The organism is Paraburkholderia domus, from assembly GCF_905220705.1.
Lineage (GTDB): Bacteria > Pseudomonadota > Gammaproteobacteria > Burkholderiales > Burkholderiaceae > Paraburkholderia > Paraburkholderia domus.
The window spans coordinates 587,880-600,833 of sequence record NZ_CAJNAT010000002.1; the positions used below are offsets into that span (position 1 = coordinate 587,880).

General features: G+C 61.7%; 11 protein-coding genes. 2 read left to right on the plus strand and 9 right to left on the minus strand.

The window, feature by feature from the left end:
* Positions 1–96: 96 nt before the first annotated feature.
* The 6 genes from KHO31_RS07760 to KHO31_RS07785 form a co-directional block, all read right to left on the minus strand.
* Complete coding sequence (locus KHO31_RS07760) at positions 97–1,593, minus strand: ABC transporter permease (RefSeq protein ID WP_407945927.1); 1,497 nt, start codon at positions 1,591–1,593, stop codon at positions 97–99.
* Between the two features lie 187 nt (positions 1,594–1,780).
* Positions 1,781–4,210, minus strand: a complete 2,430-nt coding sequence (locus KHO31_RS07765; RefSeq protein WP_211622987.1) for a TonB-dependent receptor — start codon at positions 4,208–4,210, stop codon at positions 1,781–1,783.
* Between the two features lie 42 nt (positions 4,211–4,252).
* Positions 4,253–5,329, minus strand: coding sequence for an ABC transporter substrate-binding protein (locus KHO31_RS07770; RefSeq protein ID WP_201084348.1), 1,077 nt, complete (start codon positions 5,327–5,329; stop codon positions 4,253–4,255).
* Between the two features lie 80 nt (positions 5,330–5,409).
* The gene (locus KHO31_RS07775; protein ID WP_201084347.1) at positions 5,410–6,342 is read right to left on the minus strand and encodes a TauD/TfdA dioxygenase family protein; all 933 of its coding nucleotides are present in this window, start codon (positions 6,340–6,342) and stop codon (positions 5,410–5,412) included.
* A 388-nt stretch (positions 6,343–6,730) separates the two neighbouring features.
* Positions 6,731–7,585: a Crp/Fnr family transcriptional regulator gene (locus KHO31_RS07780; protein ID WP_201084346.1), complete on the minus strand. Its 855-nt coding sequence runs from the start codon at positions 7,583–7,585 to the stop codon at positions 6,731–6,733.
* Between the two features lie 290 nt (positions 7,586–7,875).
* The gene (locus KHO31_RS07785; protein ID WP_211622989.1) at positions 7,876–8,424 is read right to left on the minus strand and encodes a cytochrome b; all 549 of its coding nucleotides are present in this window, start codon (positions 8,422–8,424) and stop codon (positions 7,876–7,878) included.
* Between the two features lie 707 nt (positions 8,425–9,131).
* On the opposite strand from KHO31_RS07785, the gene KHO31_RS07790 reads away from it, so the two are divergent.
* On the plus strand, positions 9,132–9,524 hold the full coding sequence (locus tag KHO31_RS07790; protein WP_201084344.1) for a hypothetical protein: 393 nt from the start codon (positions 9,132–9,134) through the stop codon (positions 9,522–9,524).
* Positions 9,525–9,602: 78 nt separating this feature from the next.
* Positions 9,603–9,851 carry a hypothetical protein gene (locus KHO31_RS07795; RefSeq protein WP_201084343.1) on the plus strand — a complete coding sequence of 83 codons (249 nt, stop codon included), beginning with the start codon at positions 9,603–9,605 and terminating at the stop codon, positions 9,849–9,851.
* Between the two features lie 125 nt (positions 9,852–9,976).
* Here KHO31_RS07795 and KHO31_RS07800 read toward each other — a convergent pair whose 3' ends face one another.
* The 3 genes from KHO31_RS07800 to ilvA form a co-directional block, all read right to left on the minus strand.
* Positions 9,977–10,225 (minus strand): hypothetical protein, encoded by a 249-nt coding sequence (locus KHO31_RS07800; protein WP_201084342.1) that lies wholly within the window; start codon positions 10,223–10,225, stop codon positions 9,977–9,979.
* A 277-nt stretch (positions 10,226–10,502) separates the two neighbouring features.
* Positions 10,503–11,675, minus strand: a complete 1,173-nt coding sequence (locus KHO31_RS07805; RefSeq protein WP_201084341.1) for a 4-hydroxybenzoate 3-monooxygenase — start codon at positions 11,673–11,675, stop codon at positions 10,503–10,505.
* Positions 11,676–11,993: 318 nt separating this feature from the next.
* A partial coding sequence (gene ilvA, locus KHO31_RS07810) for a threonine ammonia-lyase, biosynthetic (protein ID WP_211622991.1) occupies positions 11,994–12,954 on the minus strand: 961 nt, incomplete at its 5' end.

Genomic DNA, 12,954 nt, shown 5'->3' on the forward strand with positions numbered 1-12,954 from the left:
TTCCTTGATGAAGGGTTCAGTCACAAATATCAATTCGCTATTGAGTCGCGCCATGAGCCGTCGCAATGTCACCGTCAGGCCCCGGAAAATCCGCTTCTAGCGCGGCCCGCGCCAACGCGTAGCCGATGCTTCGAGCCGTCCGCCAAGCCAGCCGAACAGCGCGCCGAGCGCGCCGACCACCCCCGCCGCGCTCAACAACCGGTCCATACGGAACAGTTGCTGCGCATCGAGCATGAAGCTGCCGATGCCCACGCCCGACGGCATGAAATACTCCGCACCAATCGCGCCGAGCCACGCGTAGACAAGTGCGAGACGCAAGCCGGCAAACACGCCCGGCACGATCGCGGGCAGAATCAGCCAGCGCAGCCGTTGTACGAAATCGAGCCGCAGCGTCTGCGCAACTTCGGCAAGTTGCGGCGAGAGGTTTTCAACAGCGCGAGCGGTCGCCACCACCATCGGAAAGAACGCGGCGAGCGCGACGAAGATCACCTTCGCGAGATTGTCGATACCGGCCCACGCGGTGAGAAGCGGAATCCAGGCGAAAATCGCAACCTGCCGCAGTGCGGCGAGCGTCGGGCCGACGGTACGCCGCAGCGAGGCGTTAAGGCCGAGTGCAAGGCCGGATAGAACACCGATCGTCGCGCCGAGTGCGAGCCCTTCGATCGAGCGCAGCAACGTGTGCAATAGCGGGATCGGTAATGCGCCGCTTTTCACGTCGTGCCATGTGCTTGTCAACACAAGCAGCGGTGCCAGCAGGATACGGGCGTCGACCCAATGCTCATGCGCGGCCACGCTCCATGCGAGGACCGCGACCATCGGCAGCACTGCGCCGTAGCCGTATGCGAGCCAACCACGCTTTGCATGCGTGACGTGCTCCGCCAACGCAACGCGCGGCCAGCGAACCACGCGCCGATCCAAAGCATGAATCCCGTAGTCCATCGTGAAACCGACCGCGCCGATCACGGCGATGCACACGAACACGATGTCGAGCTGGAACATCTGGCGCCCCCACACCATCAGGTAACCGATCCCCTCGGACGACGCGAGCAGTTCGACCGCGATCAGCGTGAGCCACCCCTGCGCCAGCCCGAGACGCAGCCCCGTCAGAAACGGCGGCAGCGCAGCCGGCACGGTCAACAACCGCACGCTCTGCCCGCGCGGCAAACGCAACACTGCCGCCATCTCGCGCAGGCGCGGCGGCACGGTGCGAACGCCGAGTTGCGTATGAATCGCCACCGGCACCAGCACGGCTTTGAGGATCAACACCACTTTTAGCGACTCGCCGATACCAAGCACCACCATCAGGAGTGGCAACCACGCGAGCGTCGGAATCTGAGCGAGCGCATAGAAGCTGGGCGCGATCACCGCGTCGACGGTACGGTTCGTGCCCATCGCGGCGCCGAGCAGCGTGCCGCCCAGCACGCCCGCGGCGAGACCGAACGCGAGGCGTCTCAAGCTGATGAACAGATTGGCCACGAGGTTGTCGCCAAACAGTTCGGCGGCGGTTTGCCAGACCAGTTCGGGCGTCGGCAGGATCTGCGGCGACATCCACTGATGATGCGACGCGAACCACCACAACGTGTACAACAGCACCGGCAGCGTCCATGCGGACAGGCCGCGCCAACTCACCGCGCCCGTTCCGCCTGGACTGCGCTTGCGGTGGTCAGCCGTCGAGCGCGACGGTGCTGACGGCCACCATGACAATCGCGGCGATGGCGGATTCGAAGTGGATAGAGTCGGTCTCAAGTTCGTGGTCCCTGAAGAGCGGCAGCCGGGCTGCTCAATAGTCGTAGCGCAGGGTTGCGCCGAACATCCGCGAGTCGCCCACCGAGGCCGTGTATGCACCGTTGTAAGTCGCGAACGAAGCAAGGTAATAACGCTTGTCGAACAGGTTGCGCGCCCAGATCGACAGGTCCCATTGATGGCGTCCCGTGGCCAGACGCCAGCCGGTCGCGACGTTGACGATGCCGTAGCCGGGCAGCTTGCCGTACTGCGAATCGTCGAGCGTGCCGTACTGATTCGAGCGCAGCGAGTAAGCGGCGGCGAAGTACTCGTCGATGTCGTGCGCGAGGCGGAACTGGTACTGCGCACTCAGGTTAAGAATCCAGCGCGGCGCGCCGGCCACGGGTCGGCCGGTAAGGCTGCAGGTCGCTTTCGGATTCGGGATCGCCACTTCCGACGGGCACGGTGCGTTCTCATACGACGTGTACGTCGCGTCGATATACGAGGCGTTGAGACCCAAGGTGAGATTGCGGATCGGCATGGCACGCAAATCGATTTCGGCGCCACGGCTGCGCACATCGGCCGCATTCGAGAGCACGGAGATCACGCCGGTGGGCGTGCCGACGAGACTCGTTGCCTGATAGCCGCTGATCTGCGTCCAGAACAGATTGGCATTGAGCATCAGGCGGTGCTCGAGGAATTCGCTCTTGATGCCGAGTTCGGCGTTATTGGCACGCTCGGGCCCGACGATCAACGAATTTGCCCCTTGCGTGGGCGCGGACGAAACGGCCATGTTCACACCGCCTGATTTTTCGCCGTGCGATAGCGTCGCGTAGCCCAGCACATCGGGCGCGAGCTTGTAGCCGAAGTTCAGGAGCGCAGACGGGCTCACATTCGACAGATGCAGATCGCCCGACGCATACGCGCCGATCACGCTGTTGCGCACGGCCTGCGCGGCCGGCCCCAAGCTTGCGCCGCCGATCGGCGCATTGCGGTTGACGTCGGCGGTCTTCTCTTCATACGTGCCGCGCACGCCCGCCGTCAAATCGGCGCGCGAATTGATGTGCCATGTGCCCTGCGCGAACAGCGCGAAGCTGTTGGTGGTCATGTGCGCGGGCGCCGTCGAGGTCGTATTGTCAAGCGCACCGATATCGCGGCCGAGGATCACCGCGTCAGCGTCCGGGCCATAGAAAGCGAACGTGTTGTTGGTCAGTTGCTGGTAGAAGTAATACGCGCCCGCGACGTAGTCGATCGGACCGCCGGTGGGCGACGCCACCCGGAATTCCTGCGAAAACTGGTGGTCGTTGACCGACACGCCGGTGTTGACGATCGCCGGCTTGTTCAGGTTGTCGTCGTTGGCCGGGTCGAAGTGCCAGAAGCGGCCAGCGGTGATGGAGGTCAGCGTAAAACCGCTCGGCAGCGTGTCGTTCACTTCCACCGACAATCCACTCTGATGCACGCTCACGTGTTGACGTGAATCGAGATTGACCTGGTAGAGCGAAGGATTCGTCACCGGCGATGCGCCGATCGACGCCGCCCGCCCGAGGAACTGATTCACACCGTTGATCGTGGGGCCGAGACCGTACAGTACCTGCGTGCCGTAGCTCGAGTCTTCGGTGTTGTAGTCGGCGATCACACGCACGTTCAGATCGCCGGTCGGCTTGAACAGCAACTCGCCGCGTCCGCCTTCACGTGTGCCGCCGTTCAGTTGCGAACCGGTGTACAGGTTCTTGATATCGCCGTCGTCGTGAGTGCGGTACAGCAGCAGGCGGCCTGCCAATGTGTCGGTGATCGGACCGGAGAGCACGGCTTTGGTTTGCGCATAGCCGCGTTGTCCGATCGACTGTTCAAGCGATGCTTCGGTCGTAAAAGTAGGCCGTTTCGTCGTGATGTTCAGAATGCCGGCCGTGCTGTTCTTGCCGAACAACGTGCCTTGCGGACCGCGCAGCAGTTCGATCTGGCTGATGTCGAGCGCGTCGAACACCGCCATGCCGGGACGACCCAGATACACATTGTCGAGATAGACGCCGACGCTGCCTTCGAGGCCGTCGTTCGCCGGATTGTTGCCGATGCCCCGCACGGAGATACTCGATTGCCGTGCATGGATATACGCGACGTTCGTACTCGGCAAGGTGTTCTGCAAATCCTGTACGCGGTAGTTGCGCTGCGCTTCGAGTTCGTCACCGCTCACGGTCGAGATCGGCGCCGGCACCTCCTGCACGTTTTCCTTGCGGCGACGGGCGGTCACGACCACTTCCTTCAATGCCGCCGGGGAGGCTTCAGTGCCCGCTTTGGCGGCGGTGCGTGAAGTCGTGGCCGTGGTCGCGGCCGTGTCCGCTCCGGCAGCCGATGCTTCCAACGGTGCAGCCGCTTTGGCATTCTCCTGCACGCCGGGCGCATGACTCACGTCCTGTGCCCAGGCGGCCGTTACGGGCAGCAATGCCGCTGCCATCAAGGTCAGACGTCGGTGGGTTTTATTGTTTTTCATCGAGGTGTTTTTTGTGGAACGCGAAGAGCATTCAGCCCGTGATCAAATCGACTTGTCAGCCTGGCCGTAGGCACGGTACGCCTGCCAGTGATTCGTCAGATTGAGCTCACGCAGCGCCTGAGTCAGATACGTGCGGTCTACCCACTGATCGACGTCGAACGGACGGCGAATCAGTCCCTGTTGCTTCGCGGTATCCACGTCGCGTTTGAAAGCGTCGACGAAATAGGTGTCCAGCAGCGGCGAAAACGTCACCGCCGGATCGCTCGACGCAAGTTCATTGCGCCATACCGTGGCCGGCACATTCGCCTGGCTCTGTTCCAGTGCGATATAAGCGTCGAGGTTGTGTTTATCGGAAAGCCATTGCGACGCTTGCACGACGGTGCGCACTACGCGCGTCGCCAGTTCCGGATGCGCCTTGAGAAAGTCCGCCGAAGCCACCAGCCCCGCCTTCAACGTGCCGACGCCCTGCTTGCCCTGAGTGCTGACCGGCACGTCGGCGAGGCCCTTGTCACGCAGCACGAACACGCCGGAGGATCCCCATAGCGCGTCGATGCGGCGCGCAGCCAGCGCCGCGGCAGCCGCGTTCAGATCAAGATTGACCACGCGGAAATCGCGCTCGCTCAACCCTTGCGCACGCAGCACGCTATCGAACGACAGTTGCAGCGCGGTGCCGCGAAACACGGCGACCTGTTTGCCCTTCAATGCATTCAGATCCGTGACGCCCTGCCCCGGCACGACCGCGAGAAAGCCGTTGATGTCGCGGCCAAGCGCCGCGATCAGACGCGTATCGAGTCCGTTCGCCCGGCCGATCACGCCGGCCAGGTCACCGAGAAAAGCCAGATCGACCTGATGGTTGGCGAGCGCTTCGTTGATCGCCGGGCCTGCGCCCTTGAAGAAGGTCCAGCGCACTTCCACACCGTCCTTAGCGAACTCCTTGTCGAGCAGCTTATTAACGTAAATCACGTCGACCACCCCACCGCCGGCCGGTTTCGGCCCCGCGCTGATGTCCGGCACGGCGATGCGGATCACTGTCTGCGCGGCGACAAAACCGGGTGCTGCGAGCAGCCACGTCAGTGCGACAAGCAGCAACGGCTTGGCCCATTTGATCGAGAGGTTCATGGGTTCTCCTGGAGTTTGTGAGGACGGGTTGGGCAAGCGCGCGGGCTGCGTGCCGTCAGCAGCCCAGCGGCCCGCGTGGTTTAAGCGGCCTTTGCCGCCGGATTCGGCACGACGCTGCGCGTAAAGCTGCGGCGACCGTCGACGCTGACCGGTACGTCGCCCTTCAGGGTCACGCGACGCACCACACGGTGAGCGTCGCCGTAGTCGTTGACGGCGTAGTGCTGGGTCGCGCGGTTGTCCCAGATCGCGACGTCACCCGCCTGCCAGCGCCAGCGCACGATGTTCTCGAGACGCGTCACGTAGCCTTGCAGCAGTTCCAGCAAATGCGCCGACGCGCTCGGCGTGAGACCGACGAAGCTCTTCACGAAATGCCCGAGAATCAGCGTCTTTTCTCCGGATTCCGGATGCACGCGCACCACTGGGTGTTCCGTCTCGTAACGCGTCGACACGAACACATCGCGATAGCGCTTGAGCGCTTCGGCGTCCCGCCCACGCTCGCCGACGTTAGCGTAGTTCGCGTAGTCGTATTCGTTGCTGTGCACGGCCCACAGTTGCTCTGCGAGCGCTTTGAGCGGCGGCGGCAGATCGTCGTAGGCGGTGGCGGTGTTCGCCCATACGGTGTCGCCACCCACTTCCGGAATCGTCACGCCACGCAGGATGGATGCTTGCGGATAGGCATCGACGAACGTCACGTCCGTGTGCCACGAATTCGCGCGCCCACCGCGATGCGAGTCGAGTTCGAGCAGGTAGTCGGTGCCGTCGACTACCGGCACCGTGGGATGCGAGACCGGTTCCCCAAGCAGCTTGGCGAAAGCTTCCTGGTCGGCATCCAGCAGGTGCGTCTGGCCGCGGAAGAAGATCACCTTGTGGCGCACCAGTGCGGCGCGAATCGCTTCGACGCTTGCCGGTTCGAGTTGACCCGATAGGCGCACACCGCGAATTTCCGCGCCGATGCGACCGGTGACGGGATGAATGTCCAACGCGTTGGACGTCGCGAGACTGAGATTCGACATGCGATGCAACTCCTAAGTTTGAGGACGAGACAGGTCAGCGCGCCACGGGGCGCGCGGGGCGAAAATCTTTATCTGAAGGTGGCGTTGAATCGAACCGGCTGAGCGCGGATCAGCTCAACAGCGGGTCGGTTGAGTCAACACGCCTGCAACAGGCTTGCCATCAGGCAGCGCGTTGAACACGCCGGACAGGAGCGGCGACACGACGGCGCCCGGAACCACGCGGAGCGCGGTTCGCGGCGGGCGGCTGAGTCGGCGGTATGAGGATGAATCAACACTTGAGTGGCTCTGTCTGCTGAATCGATGAGCCATTATCGGCAGAGTGGGTGTCGCGAATCTATCGCCCTTTAGACACTTGATAGAAGGGCTTTTTATATCGTTATGAGGTTTCTCACCCGGCGTCGCTTACTTCCCGCAGTGCATCCATATCGATCACGGTAATCCGGCTATAACGCACGTCCACAATACCCTGCTGCACGAGCCAGCGCAGTTCCTTATTGATGCTCTGCCGGGACGCGGCCAATAACGCGGCGAGGTCCTCCTGCGACAGCTTGATTGTCAGCTCCACGCCCCGCTCCGTTTTCTTACCGTGCCATTCGGCAAGCCCGAGCAACTGATCCGCCACGCGCGCGCGAAATCCGGCCAGCGCCGTCTTGCCCATCCGGCCATGCAACGCCCGGCTTCGCAGGCAGATCAGATCGAGCACGTTGCGTAACAACGCGGGCTCGCGAGCAAACAGTTCGAACAGTGCGCCGCCGGGAATGTGGAACAGCGTCGTCGAACCGTGCGCGCGCTGATCGTGCATCGAGCCGCGCCGGTCCATCACCGGAATGAAGTTGATGACCTCGTTCGGCCACATGTACACCGCCACCGCGCGCACGCCAGCCGAGTTGGTCCAGCTCATTTCGATCGCGCCCGAGAGGACCACCTGGATGTCGTCGCACGCTTCATCGCGCGCGAAGATCAGTTCGCCATTGGTCCATGTGCGCAGTTGGCCGGCGTCGCATAACGCGTCGATTGCGTGGGCGGGCCAGCTTTTCAGGCAGGGATTGGCGGTGAACGCAGCGTGAATCGCTTGACGAACGCCCGCGTCGAGCGAGCGGCCGTCACGCCGCGATGAGAGCAACGGCGCGGGACGTGCGGGAGGTCGCTCGACGGAGGGCCTCGCGGATGGCCGCCCCACGGAACGCACCACGGATGGCCGTCCCGCGGAGTCCAGATTGAATGCTTCGGTAATTGTGCTCATGGCTGACCGGCAAGAGATGCGGTTGGACTTGAATGACTGACGAGCAGTCGATCCTCCGATCTAACCAGTGTTAGCGGCGCGCGTAAAAGACTTGTTTTTTATGTGCTTATCACGCGTTCGGGCGTGACGATGAAGCACCGATGCAATGACGTCGAATTCGCCATGATCGTGGCATCGGGGAAGAGTATCGGCGAACCCGCAGGCCTTCGACAGAAAGCGGCTGGCATGCGGGCGAAAGACGGTTAAAAGACGGGGAGTAACGAGCGGCTAAGGGACACTAACGTAACGGGTCACGGCAGCATCCGCTGCAAGGTCTGATCCTTGAGCACGAAGCGATGAAACAACGCAGCAGCGATATGCAGCGCGATCAGCGCGAACAACACCCAGGCCAGATACCCGTGGATGTCGCCCATTGCATGCCCCACCGGCGAGCCGACCCCCGAGATGCTGGGGTAAGGCAACACGCCGAGCAGCTTGACAGACCAGCCGCGCGACGACGCGTTGGCCCATCCCAGCAAGGGCACAGCCAGCAGCGCCAGATAAAGAAGACCGTGCGTGACGTGCGAAACGACGCTGAGGAAAGGCGAAAGCGATGCAGGTGCGGGCCTGTGCGTGAGACGCCAGACGATTCTCACCACCACCGCTGCAATCAGTGCTGCTCCCACGCCGAGATGCCACGCGATCAGACCGTCGGGCCGCGTGCCCTTATGAATACCCGGCATGGTCCAACCAATCACGAATTGCGCAGCGAGCAACAAGACCACCAGCCAGTGCAGAAACTTGGCCGTGCCGTCATAGCCTGACGTGTAGCGTGAGAAATTGGCTTGGTCCGATCGCATGATCATGTGAATATTTTAGTCGCAGTTAAACCACCGGATGGAGAGAGCTTACCTGCGCCGCTGGAACACAAATTCCGGGCGCAATGATTCAGTATGCTACGGATCAAACCTTAAGAAAAGCTGATGCCACGCGTGACGAACGCTTGCAGCCGCACGAGGCGGAAACGCGTCGGCACCATGTAGAAAGTGCAATCGGCGATCCATGACGCCGGCTCGCATCCCGAGTCTGCAACTGAATGTATCCGCTCGGCATACGCACGGCGATCTGCTACGCCGTGCATGTTCCAGTTGTGCATACGCATGCGCATCGACCTGCCCGAGCACGCCGCGCGCACGAAGACCCGACATTTTTCGCAGCGCGCTCAACGGTTTGCCCGCCGGATCCTCGCCAACGGAACGGCTGATCGGAGCGCTGCCACGTGCCCCCACATCGTGTCGTGTTTCTGGCCGGCCTGCAAAGAAATCGACACGTCCTGTTACACACGAACACACCGGTAATCCAGCCGCTCAGTAGAGTTCGATCACACGTAAAAGGGAGGCAATGTCATGAAACGAATTTTCGCGCTGGTCCTGTTGGCTGTCACCCTCGGGAGTGCATTGGGCGGTTGCATCGTCGTGCCAGAGGGCGGTTATCACTATCACGAACGTTACTAAGCGTTGCCCGCGCAGCGCTATCCACACTCAATCGCAGAACCCGAGAATAAAACATGAATAATTCACGAAGCCGCTGGCTGTCCATGGCGATCGTTGCAGGCCTGGGGATCGGTGCATCTTCTGCCGCGCTGGCGCACGTCGATGTAGGAGTGAACATTGGCATCCCGGGTGTGGCCTACGCGCCCGTACCGGTCTATGCCCCGCCTCCGCCTGTCTACGCTGTCCCACCGCCGGTGGTCGTCGTGAGTCCGGGCTGGTACGGCGATCGCTATTACGACGGCCACCGCTACTGGGAGCGACGTGAGTGGGAGGAACACCACCACGACCGCGAATGGCACGACGCGCGCGGCTATCGCGACGGCCCGCACGGCGACTGGCACGACCACGGTGGCGATCACGGCGATTGGCACGGTCATGGCGATGATCACGGCCGGGGCGATCACTAATGCGTGTGCCGTGGCCGCGCCACTGACGCTGCCGTGCCACGCCGGCATTCGCGCCACACCTTTTGCAGGAGCGATGATTTGCTACGCAGCGATCCACGGCGTGTAACGGCACGCATCGACGGCACGATCATTTCCGCCGAATACAGTGAACAAACCGGCCAATTGTGTTTGCGTCAGGATGGCGCCGTGCTGCGCGAATGGTTTCCACCTCATTCGTGGATCGCGATTGCGTCGGTGGCCGGCGCACGGCATTGGGGTACGCGGCCTTCTGACGAGGACCTTCACGCGTTGCTGCGCAATGAGATGACCTTGTTGCGCACGTCGTAGCCGCGTGACGGGCACAAAAAAGGCCGGTCACCAGATATGTTCCGATGACCAACCTTTTCTGTTCGACGCGCAGATAGTGAACGAGTCGAGCAACATTGCGGTGACCCGCGTATTTCGTTTCTCGCTTAACGTGCGTTGTAGATCGGCGGCGAATAGGAGCTTACCGTCGTATCGTTGCCGCGACCGGATTGCCACGTGCCGTGGCTGCTCGAACCATAACCACTGGTATCGGCCTGACGAGCACCTTGCTGTCCGGAAGCTTGCGCCTGCGTACCCTGCGCGTTTTGCGGGGCCGGCTGATTCGATTGCGCAAACGAAGCGATCGGGGCGGCAAGAACAACTGCAATAGCAACAGCATTGATGAGCGATTTCATGAAACCACCTCCAGAAATTGACTTGTACGTGCTGCAGATGCGACGTGTGGTGCAGCCGATGAGCACAGTCTAGGAGCGGATCAGGCGCGGATAAATCCTCTGTTCCTGAATTCACTGTTGCTTTTGACACGACAATGGCAAAGGCCCGCCCATCAATGGTTTGCCGTTGTGCGCGGGGCCCGGCGGGATTCGTCTGATCAAAAAATTGCCGTCGTGCATTCTATAAACGCTGGCCTCACGTGTCCCGTGTCCCTTGTCACGCGCCGTTCACCCGTTCTTACACCGCAGCGATCCCCACATAGTTTTCTGCCATGGCGGTAGCTGCCGCACGTGATGTGGTCACGTATTCGAGTTCGGCTACCTGCAACTGTTGCTCGAACGGCGATGCGCCTTCAATGCGGTGCATCATGCTCGTCATCCAGTACGAGAAATGTTCCGCGCGCCAGATGCGTTTCAGCGCGGTTTCGCTATAACTGTCGAGCAGGTCGGTGCGATTTTCGACGTAGAACGCGTTCAGCGCTTTGGTCAACACGCGCACGTCGGCAACGGCGAGATTCATGCCCTTGGCGCCGGTGGGCGGCACGATATGCGCTGCGTCGCCAGCGAGAAAGAGCCGGCCATGCTGCATCGTGGCCGACACGAAACTGCGCATACCGACAATGTTCTTCTGGAAAATCTTGCCGTCCACGATGTGCTGGCCGTCGTGCGAATCGACGCGTGCGTGCAGTTCGGCCCAGATTCGATCGTCGGACCAGTTGTCGACGGAATCCTTAGGATCGCATTGGAAATACATACGCTGCACGTTCTGCGAGCGCGTGCTGATCAGCGCGAAACCGCGGTCGTGCCGTGCGTAGATCAATTCCTCCGATGACGGCGGTCCTTCGCACAGAATGCCGAACCAGCCGAACGGATAAACGCGCTCGAAATCTTTGCGCAATGCCTGCGGAATCGATGCACGCGACACACCTTGCGAGCCGTCGCAGCCGATCACGAAGTCGCATTGCAGTTCGCACGCTTCGCCTTCGTGGCGATAGCGGATCGACGGCTTGTCGGTATCGATGCCGTGCAGAGATGTCTCCGTCACGCCGAAACGCAGCGCCCCGCCGGCAGCCACGCGCGCGGCGACCAGGTCCTTGATGACTTCGTGTTGGGCGTAGACCGTGATCGAATGGCCGGTGAGTCCGGTCAGATCGATACGACGCCGCTTGCCTTCGAAAGCCAGTTCGAAGCCGTGATGCAGCGCGCCTTCAGCTTTCATGCGTGCGCCGACGCCCGCCTCGGTGAGCAGATCCATCGTGCCCTGTTCGAGCACGCCAGCGCGGATGGTGGATTCGATCTGTTCGCGAGTGCGCGATTCGAGCACGACGGAGTCGATGCCGCGCAAATGAAGAAGATGGGAAAGAAGCAGGCCTGCAGGCCCGGCACCGATGATGCCAACTTGAGTGCGCATGAGTTGTCTCCTGAATGCGGCATTTGATATGCACGCAGTTTGACAACCATGCGCTGTATCGCGCAACGCGATATGGTGGATAGGCAGTATCTAGTTTTGAGATAGCTGGTACGCCGGTTCAAACGGCCCGGATCCACGTAAATGCGCCATATCGTTGCCCAGAGGGCTCTTGCGCCCATTCGACTGGTAGCCGATCGTCCGCATCGTTTTGCGCGACCCCGAGGTAAACCCTGGCTAATTGACGTTGTCTGCTCAGCGCATCCAACAGCAGCGCTTATCGTAAAGCGCCACCTCCTGCCACGAATGGAATTCGCTCGGCTACGCGAGGAACAAGCGATAAACAGGATTCTGCGTCTCTTCCCAGTACGGATACCCGAGCGTCGCGAGAAAGCGTTCGAACTCGCTGTTCTCGCTCTCCGGCACCTGGATGCCAACCAGAATCGAACTGTAGTCCGCGCCCTGGTTGCGGTAGTGGAACAGGCTGATATTCCAGTTCGGCGCCATCGACGACAAAAACTTCATCAACGCGCCCGGCCGCTCCGGAAACTCGAAGCGGAACAGACGTTCGTCGTGGGCCAAAGGCGAGCGTCCGCCGACCATATAGCGGATGTGCTGCTTCGACAGTTCATCGAAGGTCAGGTCGACGGTGGCGAAGCCGTGCGCTTCGAATGCGCCCGCGATCTGCGCCGATTCGCTGCGATTCCTGATCTGCACGCCGACAAAGATATGGGCGGAATTTGCATCCGCAATCCGGTAGTTGAACTCGGTGACGCTGCGCGTGCCGACCAGTTCGCAGAAGCGCTTGAAGCTGCCGCGCTCCTCAGGAATCGTCACAGCGAACACCGCTTCGCGCGCTTCACCGACTTCGGCGCGCTCGGCGACGAAACGCATGCGATCGAAGTTCATGTTCGCGCCGGACGTGATCGCAATCAGCGTCTGGTTCTCGATGCCTTCGCGCTCGGCATACTGCTTGGCACCTGCAACGGCGAGCGCACCGGCCGGCTCCAGCACGCTGCGGGTGTCCTGGAACACGTCCTTGATCGCGGCGCATAGCGCATCGGTGTTCACGAGCAACACGTCGTCGAGATATTCGCTGCACAGGCGGAAGGTTTCCTCGCCGACCAGCTTCACCGCGGTGCCGTCCGAAAACAGCCCCACTTCGTTCAGCGTGACCCGCTCTCCCGCTTTCAGCGACGCGGCCATCGCGCATGAGTCGTCGGTCTGTACGCCGATCACCCTGATCTCCGGGCGCACCGATTTCACGTACGCGGCCACGCCT